At 67.0% G+C, this 18,186-nt stretch carries 15 protein-coding genes; all 15 read right to left on the reverse strand.

Features of this window, described 5'->3' with window-relative positions:
- Window positions 1–4 precede the first annotated feature (4 nt).
- The 15 genes from tilS to frr all read right to left on the reverse strand — a co-directional run bounded on the left by tilS (window position 5) and on the right by frr (window position 18,184).
- Window positions 5–1,288, reverse strand: coding sequence for a tRNA lysidine(34) synthetase TilS (gene tilS / locus RM463_RS08700; protein WP_311429778.1), 1,284 nt, complete (start codon window positions 1,286–1,288; stop codon window positions 5–7).
- Window positions 1,289–1,392: 104 nt separating this feature from the next.
- Window positions 1,393–2,346 carry an acetyl-CoA carboxylase carboxyl transferase subunit alpha gene (gene accA / locus RM463_RS08705; protein WP_132042827.1) on the reverse strand — a complete coding sequence of 318 codons (954 nt, stop codon included), beginning with the start codon at window positions 2,344–2,346 and terminating at the stop codon, window positions 1,393–1,395.
- 163 nt (window positions 2,347–2,509) lie between these two features.
- Window positions 2,510–6,013 (reverse strand): DNA polymerase III subunit alpha, encoded by a 3,504-nt coding sequence (gene dnaE, locus RM463_RS08710; RefSeq protein WP_311429779.1) that lies wholly within the window; start codon window positions 6,011–6,013, stop codon window positions 2,510–2,512.
- 175 nt (window positions 6,014–6,188) lie between these two features.
- Window positions 6,189–6,827 carry a ribonuclease HII gene (rnhB, locus tag RM463_RS08715; protein ID WP_311429780.1) on the reverse strand — a complete coding sequence of 213 codons (639 nt, stop codon included), beginning with the start codon at window positions 6,825–6,827 and terminating at the stop codon, window positions 6,189–6,191.
- Window positions 6,824–8,038, reverse strand: a complete 1,215-nt coding sequence (lpxB, locus tag RM463_RS08720) for a lipid-A-disaccharide synthase (protein WP_311429781.1) — start codon at window positions 8,036–8,038, stop codon at window positions 6,824–6,826. Before lpxB ends, rnhB begins: the two co-directional genes overlap by 4 nt.
- 2 nt (window positions 8,039–8,040) lie before the next feature.
- Window positions 8,041–8,808: an acyl-ACP--UDP-N-acetylglucosamine O-acyltransferase gene (gene lpxA / locus RM463_RS08725; RefSeq protein ID WP_311429782.1), complete on the reverse strand. Its 768-nt coding sequence runs from the start codon at window positions 8,806–8,808 to the stop codon at window positions 8,041–8,043.
- Window positions 8,805–9,248 (reverse strand): 3-hydroxyacyl-ACP dehydratase FabZ, encoded by a 444-nt coding sequence (fabZ, locus tag RM463_RS08730; protein WP_132042837.1) that lies wholly within the window; start codon window positions 9,246–9,248, stop codon window positions 8,805–8,807. Before fabZ ends, lpxA begins: the two co-directional genes overlap by 4 nt.
- A gap of 100 nt (window positions 9,249–9,348) precedes the next feature.
- A complete protein-coding gene (gene lpxD, locus RM463_RS08735; RefSeq protein ID WP_311429783.1) occupies window positions 9,349–10,386 on the reverse strand; it encodes a UDP-3-O-(3-hydroxymyristoyl)glucosamine N-acyltransferase in 1,038 nt (345 codons plus the stop codon).
- A gap of 18 nt (window positions 10,387–10,404) precedes the next feature.
- Window positions 10,405–10,884: an OmpH family outer membrane protein gene (locus RM463_RS08740; protein WP_311429784.1), complete on the reverse strand. Its 480-nt coding sequence runs from the start codon at window positions 10,882–10,884 to the stop codon at window positions 10,405–10,407.
- 59 nt (window positions 10,885–10,943) lie between these two features.
- Window positions 10,944–13,289 carry an outer membrane protein assembly factor BamA gene (gene bamA / locus RM463_RS08745; RefSeq protein ID WP_311429785.1) on the reverse strand — a complete coding sequence of 782 codons (2,346 nt, stop codon included), beginning with the start codon at window positions 13,287–13,289 and terminating at the stop codon, window positions 10,944–10,946.
- 89 nt (window positions 13,290–13,378) lie between these two features.
- Window positions 13,379–14,737: an RIP metalloprotease RseP gene (rseP, locus tag RM463_RS08750; RefSeq protein WP_311429786.1), complete on the reverse strand. Its 1,359-nt coding sequence runs from the start codon at window positions 14,735–14,737 to the stop codon at window positions 13,379–13,381.
- A 48-nt stretch (window positions 14,738–14,785) separates the two neighbouring features.
- On the reverse strand, window positions 14,786–15,985 hold the full coding sequence (gene ispC, locus RM463_RS08755; protein WP_195688731.1) for a 1-deoxy-D-xylulose-5-phosphate reductoisomerase: 1,200 nt from the start codon (window positions 15,983–15,985) through the stop codon (window positions 14,786–14,788).
- 1 nt (window position 15,986) lies between these two features.
- A complete protein-coding gene (locus RM463_RS08760) occupies window positions 15,987–16,787 on the reverse strand; it encodes a phosphatidate cytidylyltransferase (RefSeq protein ID WP_195688730.1) in 801 nt (266 codons plus the stop codon).
- Window positions 16,780–17,568 carry a polyprenyl diphosphate synthase gene (uppS, locus tag RM463_RS08765; protein ID WP_311429787.1) on the reverse strand — a complete coding sequence of 263 codons (789 nt, stop codon included), beginning with the start codon at window positions 17,566–17,568 and terminating at the stop codon, window positions 16,780–16,782. Before uppS ends, RM463_RS08760 begins: the two co-directional genes overlap by 8 nt.
- 58 nt (window positions 17,569–17,626) lie before the next feature.
- Window positions 17,627–18,184, reverse strand: a complete 558-nt coding sequence (frr, locus tag RM463_RS08770; protein WP_311429788.1) for a ribosome recycling factor — start codon at window positions 18,182–18,184, stop codon at window positions 17,627–17,629.
- Window positions 18,185–18,186: the final 2 nt, after the last annotated feature.

Raw genomic sequence — 18,186 nt, forward strand, 5'->3', positions numbered from 1 at the left:
ACGACTAGGGCGCGGCCGCCTGCCACCCCTCGGCCAGCGCCAGCCAGCGCCCGGTGTCCGGTACGAGGACCGCCACCGGCGTTTCCCCCGCCAGGATCACCACCAGCCGCTCGCGCACCCAGGGCGGGACCCCAAGCTCCTGAAGCAGCCGCTTGAGATCGCGCCGTCCACGCCCGGCCAGGCGCAAACGCTCGCCACCGCGGCGCGGCATGACCCTCAACCGCTGCCCGCCCCCCTCCGGCCCCGCCAACGCGACCTCACAGTGACCGTAGGGGGTGACGAGCGGCGAGGTGCCATCCCACTCCATCTGCCATAACGTCGAGAGAGGGGGCATCGGCGCCATCAGATACAGATGGCCTCGCCACATTCGCGCCTCGCCGCCAGGCCAGTTGATTCGCGTCTCGGCGTCCCGGCGCGCATGCAGCTGCGCCAGCAGGCTCTCCAGGCGACGCGCCGGCGGTAGCACCAGCCCCAACCGCCCACAACAGTGACGCACCAGCAGGCGACGACGCGGCGACGACAACCGGGCCAGGCCATCGAGGGGCAGACAGCCCGGATCGCCGCTCAGGGAGACCAGATCAAGCTCCGCCAGCTCCCCCAACAAGCCATCGGCCTCGGCACAGAGCGCTGCGCTGCGCCCCAGCGATCGAGTGGCCTGGGGCCAGCGCTCGGCGAGACGCGGCAGGATGGCATGGCGCAGATAGTTGCGATCCTGATCGCTAACCGCGTTGCTGGGATCTTCCGTCCAGGCGAGACCACGGCGTGCCGCCTCGGCCTCGAGCCGCGCTCGGGAGATCTCCAGCAACGGGCGCAGCAGACGCCGACCCCGCCAGTCTCGCTCGGCAGGCATGCCGGCCAGGCCGCGAACCCCGCTCCCGCGCAGGGCGGCGAGCAGAAGCGTTTCCGCCTGATCATCGCGATGCTGGGCCAGCATCAGGCTCTCGCCTGGCGCCACATGCCGATGGAAGGCCGCGTAGCGCGCCTCTCGGGCGGCGCCTTCGAGCCCCTGGCCGGTGGCAAGGTCGACATCGACCCGCGCCACGCTAAGCGGCACCTCGAGACGCTCGCATAGCCCCCGACAGTGGGTCTCGAAGTCATCGGCGGCGGCCTGCAGGCCATGGTGAACATGAATCGCGCGAAGGGGACGGGGATGACGCCGACAGGCATCGGCGGCCAGGATCAGCAACAGGGAGGAGTCCAGGCCACCGGAGAGGGCTACCCATACACAACACCCCGGCGCAGTCTGCGCCAGGGCGTTGTCGATGACGGCCTGGAGAGGCAGCCCCATGGGGTCAGACCCCGGCGTCGGCAAGGCAGCGCGCTGGAAGCACGCAGCACGACCGGGTGGCACCGCAGGGGACTGATTCCATGAGCGTCGCCGAGTCCATGCCGTTACGCCGGCGCCCCATAACTCATCAGGCGCTGATAGCGACGCTCCAGCAGGGCATCGGTATCCATCGCATCGAGACGCTCCAGGCTGGCCAGCAAGGCCTCCTTGACGCGCTCGGCGGTGGCTTCCGGCTGGCGATGGGCGCCGCCCAGGGGCTCGGGGATCAGGGTATCGACCAGTCCCAGCTCCTTGAGGCGCTCGGCGGTGATCCCCATGGCCTGGGCCGCATCGGACGCCTTGTCGGCGCTCTTCCACAGGATCGAGGCGCAGCCCTCGGGGGAGATCACCGAGTAGGTGGAGTACTGCAGCATGGCCAGCTCGTCGCAGACGCCGATGGCAAGCGCCCCGCCGGAGCCACCCTCGCCCACCACGGTGGCCAGCACCGGTGTGCGCAGGCGCGACATAACGCCAAGGTTGTAGGCGATGGCCTCCGACTGGCCCCGCTCCTCGGCGTCGATGCCGGGGTAGGCGCCGGGGGTGTCGATAAAGGTCAGCACCGGCATGCCGAAGCGCTCGGCCATCTCCATCAGTCGACACGCCTTGCGGTAACCCTCGGGACGCGGCATCCCGAAGTTGCGGCGTACCTTCTCGTGGACATCACGCCCCTTCTGGTGGCCGATCACCATGACCGGGCGGTCGTCGAGGCGTGCCACCCCGCCGACGATGGCGGCATCATCGGCGAAACGGCGATCGCCGTGAAGCTCGTCGAAATCGCTGAAGACGTGCTCCAGGTAGTCCAGGGTGTAGGGACGCTGGGGATGCCGAGAGAGCTGCGAGACCTGCCACGGGGTGAGGTCCTTGAAGATCGACTCGGTGAGCTTGCGGCTCTTCTCCTCGAGGCGCTCGATCTCGTCACTGAGGCTGACCTGGCTGTCGTTGCCGACCAGCCTGAGCTCCTCGATCTTGGCCTGGAGCTCGGCGATGGGCTGTTCGAAGTCGAGATAGTTGGGGTTCATTGGCGGCTGGCCTTATGGTGTTCTGCCGGCCGCCACAAGCGGCACGACCGGCACGTATAAAGGAAAGTGACAGGCATTATCGCACCCTCAACGCGACACGCAAGGCGGCGGGAACAGGAGCGAGAAGCGCCGTGGATAGCTGCGAGCCCGGCACCTTGCGGCGTCAGCGATACTTCAGCCGCACCCCATCCTGGCCCTGGACCTCGCGCAGGCCGATCAACAGCTCATCGGTCGGTGCCACCCTCCACTCCTCGGCCAGCTCCAGCCAGCCGGTGGCCTGGGCATTGCGATAGCGTAGCCGAACCGGCAGCCCCTCGGCATCGCGATGAGGGTCGAGGCTCGCACGCAGCGAGTCGACCAGTCGCCCGTTGACCGCCGAGCCGTCCAGGGAGAGCTCCACCGCCTGGCCGTAACGGGTCCGTGCGGCGACCATGGGGGTGACCTCCTTGCCACGCAGGCGAAGTCCTCCCGAGTAGTCGTCACTGGAGACCTCACCCTCGACGATCAGCACCTGGTCGGTCTCGAGCTGGCCACGCATCTGGTCGAAGAGTTCGCCGAACAGCGACGCCTCGATGCGGCCGGTGCGATCGTCCAGGGTCAGGAAGGCCATGGTGTCGCCACGCTTGGACTTCATGGTCCTCACCCCCACGACCAGCCCCGCGACGCGCTGGGGCTCCCGGGAGGGCTTGAGGTCGGCGATACGGGTGGAGACGAAGCGCTCCAGCTCCTTTTCGTACTCATCGATGGGGTGGCCGGTCAGGTAGAGACCCAGCGTGTCCTTCTCACCGGAGAGGCGCTGCTTGTCGCTCCATTCGCGCACTCCACGATACTCCGCGTAGGCGTCACCCTCCTCGGTGGGCTCGGCAAAGGCCTCCCCGAACATGTCGATCATCCCCAGGCTCTGGTTGGTCTGGGTCTGGGCCGCGGCCTTGAGGGCATCGTCCAGGGCGGCGGTGAGCACCGCACGGTTGGGCCCCAGGGTATCCAGGGCGCCTGAGCGAATCAGCGCCTCGAGCGTGCGCTTGTTCATGCGCTTGGGATCGATACGGCGGCAGAAGTCGAAGAGGTCAGTGAAGGGGCCGCCAGCCTCGCGAGCCTCGACGATGGCGCCGATGGGCCCCTCGCCCACACCGCGAATCGCTCCCAGGCCGTAGATCACCCGCGCCTGTTCATCGACGCTGAACTTGTAGCTGCCGACATTGACGTCCGGTGGCGTCACGGTCAGCCCGAGGTTGCGACACTCCTCGATCAGCGGCACCACCTTGTCGAGATTATCCATCTCGGTGGAGATCACCGCCGCCATGAAGGGGCCGGGATAGTGCGCCTTCAGCCACGCCGTCTGGTAGGAGACCAGTGCGTAAGCCGCCGAGTGAGACTTGTTGAAGCCATAACCGGCAAACTTCTCCACCAGGTCGAAGATATTGCCGGCAAGGTCCGCATCGATACCGTTGGCTTCGCACCCCTCCATGAAACCGGCGCGCTGCTTGGCCATCTCCTCGGGCTTCTTCTTGCCCATGGCCCGGCGCAGCATGTCGGCCTGCCCCAGGCTGTAGCCGGCCATCACCTGGGCGATCTGCATCACCTGCTCCTGGTAGAGGATGATGCCGTAGGTGGGGGCAAGCACCGGCTCGAGCAGTTCATGCTGGTAGTCCGGGTGAGGGTAGGAGATCTCGGCCCGGCCATGCTTGCGGTTGATGAAGTCGTCGACCATGCCGGACTGCAGGGGCCCCGGACGGAACAGCGCCACCAGGGCGATCATGTCCTCGAGGGAGTCAGGCAGCAGGCGCTTGATCAGCTCCTTCATGCCGCGGGATTCGAGCTGGAACACCGCCGTGGTCTCGGCACGCTTGAGCATCTCGAAGGTAGGCGCGTCGTCCAGCGGAATGGTGTCGATGTTCAGCGGTCCCTGCCCCTCGACGGCCCGCACCTTGTCGACCATGTCCAGCGCCCAGTCGATGATGGTCAGGGTACGCAGGCCGAGAAAGTCGAACTTGACCAGGCCGGCATCCTCGATGTCGTTCTTGTCGAACTGCACCACCAGGCCGGAGCCGTCCTCGTCGCAGAGCAGTGGCGAGAAGTCGGTAAGCTTGGTCGGTGCGATCACCACGCCACCGGCATGCTTGCCGGTGCCCCGGGTGATGCCCTCCAGCTTGAGGGCCATCTCCCAGATCTCGGCGGCTTCCTCGTCGTTGTCGAGGAACTCCTTGAGCGCCGGCTCGGCCTCGATCGCCTTGGCCAGCGTCATGCCGACCTCGAAGGGGATCAGCTTGGAGAGCTTGTCGCCCAGCGAGTAGGGCTTGCCCTGGGCACGCGCCACATCACGCACCACCGCCTTGGCCGCCATGGTGCCGAAGGTGACGATCTGGGAGACGGCGTCGCGCCCGTAACGATCCGCCACATAGTCGATCACCCGGTCGCGCTTCTCCATGCAGAAGTCGACGTCGAAGTCGGGCATCGAGACCCGCTCGGGATTGAGGAAGCGCTCGAAGAGAAGATCGTAACCGATGGGGTCGAGATCGGTGATCTTCTGGGCGTAGGCGACCAGCGAGCCGGCACCGGAGCCGCGTCCGGGGCCCACCGGCACGTCGTTGTCCTTGGCCCACTGGATGAAGTCCATCACGATCAGGAAGTAGCCGGGGAAGCCCATCTGAATGATGATCTCGAGCTCGAAGTCGAGCCGCTGGCGATAGCGGGCATCGATCTCGGCGTACTCGGCACCCTCCCGTGGGTACTGCTCGGGTGGAAAGAGGAAGTCCAGGCGCTCGGTGAGGCCGTCGTGGGAGACCTTGCGGAAATAGTCGTCCTGGGTCAGCCCGTCGGGGATCTCGAACTCGGGCAGGAAGATCTCGCCCAGGCGCACCTCGACACTGCAGCGGGCAGCGATCATCACGCTGTTGGTCAGCGCCTCGGGGACGTCGGCAAACAGCGCCGCCATCTCCTCGGGGCTCTTCAGGTACTGCTCCTCGGTGTATTTCTTCTCGCGACGCCGGTCATCCAGCGCCTTGCCTTCGCCGATGGCCACGCGTGTCTCGTGGGCCCAGAAGTCCTCCTTCTCGAGGAAGCGCACGTCATTGGTGGCGACCACCGGGGTACCGGTCTCGGCGGCCAGCGCCACCGAAAGGTGCAGACACTCCTCTTCACCCGGGCGACCGGTGCGCATCAACTCCAGATAGAAGCGACCGGGGAAGGCCTCATTCCACTGCGCCAGGATCTCTCGAGCCTCATCGGGATGGTCGCTGAGCAGGTGGCGTCCCACCTCCCCCTCTCGCCCACCGGAGAGCGCGATCAGTCCCTCGCTGCGCTCCAGCACCCAGTCACGCTGGAGCAGCGCCTGGCCCAGCCGCTGCCCCTCCATCCAGCCCCGGGAGATCAGCTCGGTCAGATGCCGGTAGCCCACCTCGTTCATGGCCAGCAGGGTCACCCGATAGGGGTGAGCGTCATCATGAGGGTTGGTCAGCCACAGGTCGGCCCCGATGATCGGCTTGAGACCGGCACCCTGGGCGGCCGTATAGAACTTGACCAGCCCGAAGAGGTTGGCCTCATCGGTAACGGCCAGTGCCGGCATGCCCAGCCCGGCCGCCTGCTTGACCAGCGGCTTGAGGCGCAACAGGCCGTCGACCAGGGAGTATTCGGTATGGACGCGCAGATGAACAAAGGGCGTGGTCATAGGGGGCTCGGGCTTGGCGGTGAATAGTCAATACAGGAAGCTCGAGGCTAATCCCGGCAGCAGGTCGATGAGGAGGCGCTGTGAACCCCTCCCTGGGCGCTACCGATGCCATCCATGGCATAGGACCTCCTCTACGACCTGCTCCCGGCGCCTCTCGTGGTGTTGCTTGAAAGGCCTAGAACAACGCCAGCTGGCGCTTGACCGGGCCAAAGGAGCGGCGGTGCTCGGGCAGCGGCCCCAGGCGCTCCAGGGCGGCCAGGTGCTCGCGGGTCGGATAGCCCTTGTGGCGGGCGAAGCCGTAGTCGGGGTGGCGGGTATCGAGGGCCAACATCTGGGCGTCGCGCGCGACCTTGGCCAGTATCGAGGCCGCGCCGATCGCCGGATGACGGGCGTCGCCCTTGACCACCGCCTGGCCAGGCACATGATGCCCGGGCAGACGATTGCCGTCCACCAGCAGATATTCGGCCGCCGGAGCCAGGGCATCGATGGCACGGCGCATGGCCAGATGAGTGGCGTGGTAGATATTGAGTTCATCCACTTCGGTGGCGGAAGCCTCTGCCACCGCGAAGGCCAGGGCCTGCTCGCGAACCTCGGCGTCCAGCGCCTCCCGGCGTTTCGCCGTCAGCGCCTTGGAGTCGGTCAGCCCCTTGATTGGCCGTGCCGGATCGAGGATCACCGCGGCGGCCACGACGCTGCCGACCAGGGGGCCACGGCCTACCTCATCGACCCCGGCCAGCCGCTCCCCGCGGTAGTCGACCACCAGCGGTGGCAGGTCACTCTTCGGCCTGGCACTCGCCGCTTTCGAGCGGGTCAAGACGCCACCTCATCGCCGCGTGCGGGAGCGACACTGGCCGGCAACGGCTTCCCCGCCACCAGCGCCTCGATGGTCTCCGCGACACGGCGGCTGGCATCGCGCTGCAGGCCGGCATGCATCGCGGCGAAGCGCGCCTCCAGGGCTGCACGCCCCGGTGCGTCGTCGAGCATCTCGCCTAACCGCTCGGCGATCGTCTCCGGGTTCGCCGCCTCCTGGATCAGCTCCGGCACCAGGCTCTCCCGGGCAATCAGGTTGGGCAGCGAGATCCACTCAGTCTTGACCAATTTTCTGGCCAGCCAGTGAGTGGCCGGTGCCATGCGGTAGGCCACCAGCATCGGTCGGTGGCAGAGCATCGCCTCCAGGGCCGCGGTACCCGAGGCCAGCAGCACGGCATCCGCGGCCACCATGGCGTCCCGGGCCTTGCCGTCGAGCAGCGTCAGGCGCCCGGCGAGGGCGGGATAGGCGGTGAGCAGAGCCTCGAGTTCATCGCGGCGCTGGGGGGTCGCGGCCGGGATCACCACGCGCAGCTCGGGCCGCGCGGCACATAGCCGTTCGGCGGCGGCGAGGAAGGTCTCGCCCAGGAAGCGAATCTCGCTCGCCCGGGAGCCGGGCAGCACGGCGAGCACCGGGGCGGTGGCCGACACCTCGAGTGCCGCGCGAGCGGCGGCGCGATCATTCTCCAGCGGCAGCTCGTCGGCCAGCGGGTGGCCGACGAAGGCCACCGGGACGCGATGGCGGGCGTAGAAGGCGGCCTCGAAGGGCAGGAAGGTGAGCATGGCGTCGACGGAGCGCGCGATCCCCTTGACTCGCCCCTGGCGCCACGCCCACACGGAGGGACTGACATAGTGAGCGGTAGTCACCCCGGCCTCGCGCAGCTGACGCTCCAGGCCCAGATTGAAGTCGGGGGCATCGATGCCGATCATGATATCGGGCTGCCAGGCCAGGGCATCGCGCATGAGCTCGCGGCGCACACCGACCAGTCGAGGCAGGTGCCTGAGCACCTCCACCAGCCCCATCACCGACAGGGTCTCGAGGGGAAAGCGGCTATCGATGCCCTCCTTGATCATGCGCGGCCCGCCGATACCGCGGAACTCGACATCGGGATGACGCGCCTTGAGGGCACGCATCAGGCCGGCACCGAGGATATCGCCTGAGAGCTCGCCGGCCACCAGGTAGATACGCTGCACGGCGGCCCTCTCGTCGCCGTCCATGACTAGCGGACGATGCCGCGGGTCGAGACCTCGATGGAGGCGGCGAAGGCCTCGGTCTCGACAGCCTGAAAGCGGCGACGAATCTCGACCAGCGCCTGATCGACGGTGAGCCCCTGGCGATAGACCAGCTTGTAGGCCTCACCCAGCGCCTTGAGGGCGTCACGGGAGAAGCCGCGGCGCTTGAGCCCGACCAGGTTGAGGCCGTGCACCTGGGCGGGGTTGCCGTTGATCATCACGTAGGCCGGGGTGTCCTTGGTGATGATGGAGCCGCCGCCGGCCATGGCGTGAGTGCCGAAGTGGCAGAACTGGTGCACCGCGGAGAGCCCGCCGATGATCGCGAAGTCGCCTATCTTGACGTGGCCGGCCAGGGTCACCTGGTTGGCCAGGATGCAGTCGCTGCCGATCACGCAGTCGTGGCCCACATGCACATAGGCCATGAACAGGTTGCGCGAACCGATGGTCGTCTCGCCACGATCCTGAATGGTGCCGCGATGCAGGGTGACGCCCTCGCGGACCACATTGTCATCGCCCATCACCAGGCGTGTCGGCTCACCGTTATATTTCTTGTCCTGGCAATCCTCGCCCACCGAGGCGAACTGGAAGATACGCGTGCGTGCGCCGAGTACCGTCGGCCCCTTGATCACGACATGGGGGCCGATGCGCGAGCCCGGCCCGATCTCGACATCGGGACCGACCACCGTGAAGGGGCCGATCTCGACGTCATCGGCCAGCCTGGCGGCGGGGTCAATAAGGGCGGTGGGATGAATCAAGCAACCTTCCTCTCGGCGCAGATGATATCGGCCTCGCAGGCCAGTTCACCGGCCACGCTGGCCTTGCAGGCAAACTTCCAGATCCCGCGCTTCTCGCGCACCACATCGGCACGCAGATCGAGCTTGTCTCCGGGCATGACCGGGCGCTTGAAGCGCACGTTGTCACTGCCCACCAGGTAGTAGACATAGCCATCGGCCGGCAGCTTGTTGACGGTCTTGAAGCCGAGGATGCCACACGCCTGGGCCAGCGCCTCGATCACCAGCACTCCCGGCATGATCGGATGGTGGGGAAAATGGCCATTGAAGAAGGGCTCATTGATGCTGACATTCTTGTAGGCAACGATGGTCTCGCCCAGGGCCAGCTCGGTGACCCGGTCCACCAGCAGAAAAGGATACCGGTGGGGCAGATACTCACGGATCTCGTTGATGTCCATTACCATCGTCACAACCTCTGAAGTCTCGGGGTGCCTGCCGTCCCGGCAGGCGAGAGCCGGCGATCATGCCGGTCAGGCGGGGATTATAGCGCCCCTCGCGGAGCCCTCAAGCGCCACGCCCCTTCTCGAGCCGGGCGAGCCGCTTGGCCATATCATCCAGGTGCTTGAAACGCACAGCGTTCTTGCGCCACTGAGCATTGCTCATGGCGCCAGTGCCCGAGGAGTAGACCCCCGGCTCATGAATCGAGTTGGTGACCAGGCTCATGCCCGTCACCTGGACCCCATCGCAGAGGGTCAGGTGACCGGCCAGCCCCACGCCACCTCCCAGCATGCAGTGGCGTCCCACCTTCGTGGAGCCCGCGATGCCCACGCAACCGGCCAGCGCACTATGCTCGCCGATCTTCACGTTGTGGGCGATCTGTACCTGGCTATCGATCTTGACGTCATCGCCGATCAGGGTGTCGCCCAGCGCGCCACGATCGATGCTCGAGCCACTACCTACCTCGACGTCGTCTCCCAGCACCACCCCGCCGAGCTGAGCGATCTTGTGCCAGCGACTGCCATCGTGGGCGAAGCCAAAGCCGTCGCCGCCTACCACGCAACCACTGTGCAGGACCGCACGCCGACCGATCACCACGCCGTGATAGACCGTGACATTGGCATGCAGGCGGGACTCGGCACCGATGGTGGTGTCGGCTCCCACCACCGAGCCGGGGCCGACGATGACATCGTCGCCCAGGCAGGCGCCGGCCTCGACCACCGCCAGCGGCCCGATCTCGACCCGGGCGCCCAGGGTGGCCGTGGGATCCACCACCGCCGAGGGGTGGATACCGGCCGGTTCACGGCCGACCAGCGGGTCGAACAGCCGCGACGCCGCGGCATAGCCCAGGTAGGGGTTGTCGAGCTCGAGACGATCCACCGGGCAGTTCTCGCCATGCTGGGGGTGCAACAGCACCGCCGCGGCGCGCGTGCCGGGAAGGTCCTTGAGATAGGCTCGGTTGGCCAGAAAGGCCACCTGCCCCGGCCCGGCGGCGTTGAGCGTCGCCAGGCCACTGACCTGGCGTCCGGCATCGCCGACCAGGCGCGCCCCGAGTCGTTCGGCCAGATCGCCCAGGGTCATCTTGGGGGTAGCGCTTCGCGTCATGGCAAGGTTCCGCCGCGGTTACAGCATGCTGTTAAGGATCTCGGTCACCTCGGCGGTGACGTTCTGCAGGTCGCTCTCGGCATGCAGCACTCCCTGGGGCTCCACCAGCACCTGAATGCTGTGGCGGGCGATGATCTGCTCCACCGCCTGCTGCAGCTTGGGCTCAACACGCTGCAGCAAAGCCTGCTCCGACTCCTGACGCGCCTGCATGACCTCACCCATCAGACGGTTGAGCTCGGCGACCTTCTGGTTGGCCTGCTGGCGCTCGCTCTCAGTCAGGCTGTCGGCGCGCTGCTGCAGCTGATTGAGCTCCTGCTCGAGCGCCTGGGCCTGCTGCTGCTGGCTGCCGACACGACTCTCCAGGTCGCTCATGGAGCGCTGGGCCGCGTCGGTTTCCATCAAGGCTCGACGCCAGTCCAGCACCGCCACGTCGTCGGCCAGGGCCGGCAGGGCAGCGGTGGACAGCAGCAGGATGAGGGCAATGGTCAACTTGCGCATGGTGGACTCCTGTTGGGGCCGCCGATGGCGGCCAGGGGTAAAGGGAGTATGTCTCCGGATCAGAAGGTCTGCCCGAGGGAGAACTGGAAGAACTGGGTATCATCACCGCTCTTGTCGTTGAGCGGTTCGGCGACACTGAAGGTCAAGGGGCCCACCGGGGTCAGCCAGGAGAGGCCCAGGCCGACGCTGTAGCGCAGATCACCGAGGTCGACCCCCGAGTTGCAGCTGGAGGTGACGCCCGCCTCCACGGGGTAGCAGTCGGTCAGGAAGGTATTGCCGCCGTCGATGAACAGCGAGCTCTGCACCGAGCGTTGATCGCTCACGAAGGGGGTCGGGAAGATCAGCTCGGCGCTGCCCTGAACCAGCACGTTCCCCCCCAGGGTGCGATCACGAGTGGAATTGCCCGACGGCGTGGTGGGCTGGCCCAGGGTATTGCCGGTGAAGCCGCGCACCGAGCCCAGGCCGCCGGCGTAGAAGTTCTCGTAGAAGGGATAGGGGTCGCTGCCCCCCAGGGTATCGGCATAGCCCAGCTCGCCGGCGAACTTCAGTGCCCAGTCATGGTTGTCATCCAGCGCGAAGAGCTGGCGAGCCTGGGCGCGCACCTTGGCATACTCCGCATCGCTGCCCGGCACCGCGGTCTCCAGCGACAGGCGCTGGTAGCTGCCGTCGGTGGGCATGATGCCGCGGTTGAGGTTGTTGCGGGTCCAGCTGGCGGTCAGCTTCAGCGCCTGGGCATCGCGCCCCTGATCATCGACGTAGCGCTTGATCTCGGACGCCGTGTCGTTGTAGGTCTTGATGCTCAGGTCTTCCACTGCGGTGCCGAAGTTCAGGCGTGTGATCTCGTTGATCGGATAACCGAAGTTGATCCCCGCCCCGTAGGCGTCGGTGGAGTAGGTCGAGATATCGGAGTCCTCGTAGTCGGACTCGCGATAGTAGAGGTTATAGCCCCGGGAGATGCCATCCATGGTCCAGTAGGGGTCGGTGAAGCCGAAGTTGAGGCTGGTGAAGGTATCACTGCGCTGGGCGCCGATATTCACCCGGTTGCCGGTACCCAGGAAGTTGCTCTGGGAGAGGCCCACACCGTAGATCACCCCGGCACTCTGGGAGAAGCCGATGCTCGCCGAGATCGACCCGGAGGGCTGCTCCTCGACGCTGTAGGTAACGTCGAGCTTGTCGGGCTCGCCGGCCACCGGCTGGGTCTCGACCTCGACCTGCTTGAAGAAGCCCAGGCGCTCGAGGCGCTGCTGGGACTGGCTGATCGCCTCGGTGGAGGCCGGCGCCCCCTCCATCTGGACCATCTCGCGGCGCAGCACCTCATCCATGGTGGTGGTATTGCCGACGAACTCGATGCGCCGCACATAGGCGCGACGGCCCGGGTCGACCCGGAACACCAGGTCGACGGTCTCGCCGTCGGCGCCTGTCTCGGGAATGCCATCGACGCTGGCGAAGGCGAAGCCGTCTGCGCCCAGGCGTGCACGCAGCGCCTCGCTGGAGGCGGTCACGTCGCTGCGCGAGAAGGTCTCCCCGGGCGTGACCTTCAGCAGCTCACGCGCCTCACGCTCGCTGATCGTCAGGTCGCCCACGAAGCGCACGTCGCCCAGGCGGTACTCGGCGCCTTCGTCGACATTGATGGTGACGAAGATCTCGGACTTGTCGGGGCTGATCGAGACCTGGGTCGACTCAATGTTGAAGTTGACATAGCCGCGATCCAGATAGAACGAGCGCAGGCGCTCGAGGTCACCGGCCAGGGCCTCCCACGAATACTCATCCTTGGAGAACCAGCCGAAGATGCGACCGGGGCGATCGTTGAGCTCGAACACCTCACGCAGGGTCGCGTCATCGAAGGCCCGATTGCCGACGATATTGATCTGGCGGATCTTGGCCACCGCCCCTTCATTGATCTCGATATCGACCTGCACCCGCCCCTCGTCGACCTCGCGCACGCTGGTCTCGATACTGGCGCTGTAGCGGCCCTGGGCCTGATAGACGCCCTCGAGCTCACGCTCGATCTCCTCCAGGGTGGAGAGCTGCAGGACCTGACCCTCGTCGAGGCCCGCCTCGCGCAGGCCCTGGCGTAGCTGGTCATCGTCGAGCTGGCGGTTGCCGTCGATGTTGAGGCGGCTGATGGTGGGGCGCTCGACCACCTGAATGATCAGGACATCACCCTCGCGCGCCAACCTGACATCCTCGAACAGGCCGGTGGCGAAGAGTTCACGAGCGGCCTCGGCGAGTTCACTCTCGTCGACGCGATCACGGGCGGTGACAGGAAAGGCGTTGAAGACGGAGGCGGCAGAGATGCGCTGCAGACCCTCTACCCGAATGTCGGCAACGTCGAAAGGTTCCGCCTGGGCCACGCTGGCCCCGGCGAGCAGCAGCGCCGCCAGTCCGATGGTCTTGATTTTCATGCAATCGATTCGCTCGCGTTGATCTGCCAAACCTGTCCAGACAGGCACCTTATACATTTGTGCAGTCTACTGACAAGGCGAGGGAGTGCCTACCAGAGCCGCATCAGATCGAAATAGATCGCCATCAGCATCAGGCCACCCACCAGGGCCAGGCCGATGCGCAGCCCAATGGCCTGAGTGCGCTCCGAGACCGGCCGGCCGCGCACCAGTTCCATGGCATAGTAGAGCAGGTGGCCGCCATCCAGCACCGGAATCGGCAACAGATTGAGCACCCCCAGGCTGATCGACAGGTAGGCCAGGAAGCTGACGAAGCTCTCCAGGCCGGCACGCGCCGAGTCGCCGGAGATCTGGGCGATGGTGATCGGCCCCGAGAGGTTGGAGGGTGAGATCAGCCCCACCAGCATCTTGCGCACCGCATCGAAGGTGAGCAGGATCATCTCGCCGGTGCGCGAGAAGGCCTCGCCCACCGCGGCCACCGGTCCGTAGCGGATCTCGCGACGGTACTCCTCGGGCCACTCCACCGGCACCGCCCCGGCACCGACATAGCCGATGCTGACGCCCCCATCCAGCTCGCGGCGGCCCGGCGTGACGGTCAGCGTCAGCCGCCGCCCCTCCCGACTCACCTCGAGCTCGAGCGGCTCACCGGGGTGGGCGCGCACGCTCTCGACGAAGTCGCGCCAGCCATCCACCGGCTGGCCGTCCACACGGAGGATCTCGTCCCCCGCCTCGAGGCCCGCCAGCGCCGCGGCCTCGCCCGCAACCACCTGGTCCAGCACCGCCGGTATCGGCGGCCGCCAGGGTGTCACGCCAAGCGTGGCCAGCGGCTGAGGCGGGTCCTGTCGCACCAGCCAGTTGTCTACCGGCACCCGGTGCTCGCGCGGCTCGGCGGTGGCATTCGCCCGGGTGGCGATGGAGAGTGCCTCGGGCTCGCCGATGGCCGCCACCAGCTTGAGATTGATCTCCTCCCAGGAGCGCACGGCCTCGCCCTGAACGGCGGTGATCTCATGGTCGACCCTCAACCCGCCCCGCTCGGCGGGTGAGCCGGGCGCCACCTCGCCGATCACCGGCGCCACCGTTACCGTGCCGGCAACGAACAGCATCCAGTACGCCACCAGGGCCAGCAGGAAGTTGGCCAGCGGCCCGGCGGCCACGATGGCGATACGCTGCCAGACACTCTTGCGATTGAAGGCACGGTCGAGCTCGTCGGGGGGCACATCGCCCTCGCGCTCGTCGAGCATCTTGACGTAGCCACCCAGCGGGATGGCGGCGATGGCGTACTCGGTGCCGTGGCGATCATGCCACGACCAGATCGGCGTGCCGAAGCCCACCGAAAAACGCAGCACCTTCACACCACAGCGCCGTGCCACCCAGAAGTGGCCGAACTCGTGAAAGGTCACCAGCAGACCCAGCACCACGACCACGGCCAAGATATTCTGGATCACGCCCAAGTCACTCTCCTCCTGACATCGTAGACGCCATGACGTTACGGCCTCGCCTCACAGGCGTGCCAGATGCCTCTCGGCGGCACGCCGCGCCTGGGCATCGGCCGCGAGAATCGTTTCAAGCTCGGTGGCCGGCTGCACCGGTTCGGCATCGCGCACCCTCGCCACCAGCTCGGCGATGCCGGTGAAGGGCAGCCTGCCGGCCAGAAAGGCCGCCACCGCCATTTCGTTGGCGGCATTGAGCACCGCCGGCGCCGTCCCTCCCGCCGCCATGGCGTCACGCGCCAGGCGCAGGCAGGGAAAGGCCGCCTCGTCGGGCGGCTCGAAATCGAGTCGCGCCACGGAGAACAGGTCCAGCGACTGGACGCCGGCATCGATGCGCTCGGGCCAGGCCAGCCCATAGGCGATGGGCGTGCGCATATCGGGGTTGCCGAGCTGGGCGATGACCGAGCCATCGCTGTAGGCTGCCATGGAGTGGATCACGCTCTGCGGATGCACCACCACCTGAACCTGGTCGGGGGAGGCATCGAACAGCCAGCACGCCTCGATCAGCTCGAGCCCCTTGTTCATCAGGGTGGCGCTGTCCACCGAGATCTTCTGCCCCATGCTCCAGTTGGGGTGAGCACAGGCCTGGGCCGGGGTGACCTCGGCCAGGGCCTCGGCCGCCCACCCCCGAAAGGGGCCTCCGGAGGCGGTCAGCAGCAGCTGAGTCACCCCATGACGAGACAGGCCGCCGCGATGCTCCTGAGGTAGACACTGGTAGATGGCATTATGTTCGGAATCGATGGGCAGCAGAGTGGCGCCATGCTGCGCTACCGCCTCCATGAACAGCGCCCCGGACATCACCAGGGCCTCCTTGTTGGCCAGCAGCACCCGCTTTCCGGACCGCACCGCGGCGAGCGTCGGCAGCAGACCCGCGGCGCCGACGATGGCCGACATCACCACGTCAGCCTCGCCGGCTTCGGCGACCTCCACCAGGGCTTCGGGTCCGCTGCGCACCTCGGTGGAGAGGCCCGCCTCGGCCAGGCGCTCGCGGAGCCAGCAGGCATCGCTTTCGCGTTCGAGCACCGCCACCGCCGGCCGATGGTGCCGGCATAGCGCCAGCATCGGCTCCCGGGAACGGTGGGCGGTCAGAGCATGGACCCGGTATCGCTCCGGGTGCCTCGCGATCACATCCAGGGTGCTGGTGCCGATGGAGCCGGTGGCGCCCAGCACGGTAACCCCCTGGCGACGCTGGCGGGTGTCGCTGCCCATGCTAGATCACCCCCGGTGCAAGAAGGGCGAACAACGGCAGGGCCGCGGTCAGGCTGTCGATACGGTCGAGCACGCCACCGTGGCCGGGCAGCAGCGCGCTGGAATCCTTGATGCCACGCTGGCGCTTGAGCATGCTCTCGAGCAGGTCTCCCAGCACCGAGACAAGCGTCACCGCCAGGGTGGTCAGCACCAGCAGGACGGCGTCGACCGGCGCCAGCGCCTGAGCGAAGGCGAATATCAGGGCCAGCACCAGCGTGGCCGCCATGCCCCCCAGCACGCCCTCCCAGCTCTTGCCGGGGCTGACCCGTGGCGCCAGCTTCTGTCGGCCGAAGGCGCGGCCGGCGAAGTAGGCACCGATATCCGCACTCCACACCAGCAGCATGACGAACAGCAGCCAGATGCCACCGGTCTCGCGCAGCACATTGAGCCCCACCCAGGCCGGCAGCAGCACCCACAGGCCCATGGCCAGCCGCCGAGCAGACGAGGCCCACTGACGCGTACGATCGGGATAGTGGGTGACCCAGTAGAGATTGAGCCCCCAGCCGGCCAGGCCCAGCCAGAGCGGCCAGGCGGCCTGGGTGCCGCCACTGCTCCACAGCAGCGCCATGGCCAGGGCCAGAAGCCCGACCACGCCCAGCCGCCGAGCACGCCCGGCGATACCGGCCAGGTTGGTCCACTCCCAGCCTCCCAGCAGCACGATGGCCGCGGTGAAGCCCGCGAAGGCGCCCCCCGAGAGGCCGAACAGGCCGGCCAGCATCAGCGGTGCCAGCCAGGCGGCGGTAATGATGCGCTGTCTAAGCACCCTGGGCCTCGTCGATCTGGTCATCGGTCATGCCGAAGCGCCGCTTGCGCCGCCGGAAGTCCTCCAGCGCGGCATCGAAGGCATCGGCGTCGAAATCGGGCCACAGGCGCTGCGTGAAGTGGAGCTCGGCATAGGCCAGCTCCCAGAGCACGAAGTTGGAGATGCGCTGCTCACCACTGGTACGGATGCAGAGATCCACCGGCGTCACGCCGGCGAGGTTCAGCTCTGAGGCCAGGGCCGCCTCGTCGATGGCATCCGGGGCGAGCTCGCCGGCGGCGACCCGCTCGCCCAGGCGGCGTGCCGCCTGGGCGAGGTCCCACTGACCGCCATAGTTGGCGGCGATCACCAGGTGCAGGCGAGTGTTGTCGCGGGTCTTGGCCTCGGCGCGGGCGATGTGCGCCTGAATCGTCTCGGAGAAACCGCTGCGATCACCGATGACCGTAAGGCGGATGCCGTTGGCATGGAGCTTGTTCACCTCGCGCTTGAGCGCCAGCAGGAACAGCTCCATCAACGCGCTCACCTCGGCCTTGGGGCGCTTCCAGTTCTCGCTGGAGAAGGCAAACAGGGTGAGGACCTCGATCCCACGCTCGGCGGCACGTCGAATCGTGGCCCGCACGGCCTCGACGCCGGCGTGATGGCCGCGTACGCCGGAGAGGCCACGAGCCTTCGCCCAGCGGTTGTTGCCATCCATGATGATCGCCACGTGGCGCGGCAGACCGGGCTCGGTGGCGGTGGAAGTGCCGACAGAGGTGCCGGCGCTGGGGGGGAGCGGTGACGTCATGGGGTCTCGCTTTGGGTGTGTCGCCACGCCCGGCCGCGAGCGGGCCGGGCGGATGTCCTCAGACCTGCATCAGGTCGCGTTCCTTGGACTCCAGGGTCTTGTCGATCTCGGCGATGTACTTGTCGGTCAGCTTCTGGATCGCCTCCTCGGCCTGGCGCTGCTCGTCCTCGCTGATCTCCTTCTCCTTGAGCAGGGACTTGATATCACCGTTGGCATCACGCCGCACGTTGCGCACGGCCACCCGGGAGTTCTCGGCCTCGTGGCGCGCCTGCTTGATGTAGCCCTTGCGGGTCTCCTCGGTCAGCATGGGCAGCGGCACGCGGATATTGGTGCCGGCGGTCGACGGGTTCAGCCCCAGATCGGAGGTCATGATCGCCTTCTCGACCTTGGGCACCATGCTCTGCTCCCAGGGCACGACCGAGAGGGTACGAGCATCTTCGATATTGATGTTCGCCACCTGGTTCAGGGGCACCTGGCTGCCGTAGTACTCGACGGTGACCGAATCCAGGATGCTGGCGTGGGCCCGCCCGGTACGAATCTTGTTCAGGTTGCCGTGGAGCGCCTCGACGCTCTTCTTCATGCGGCTCTCTGCGTCCTTCTTGATGTCATTGATCACGA

The sequence above is a fragment of the Halomonas sp. LES1 genome (assembly GCF_031846005.1).
Lineage (GTDB): Bacteria > Pseudomonadota > Gammaproteobacteria > Pseudomonadales > Halomonadaceae > Halomonas.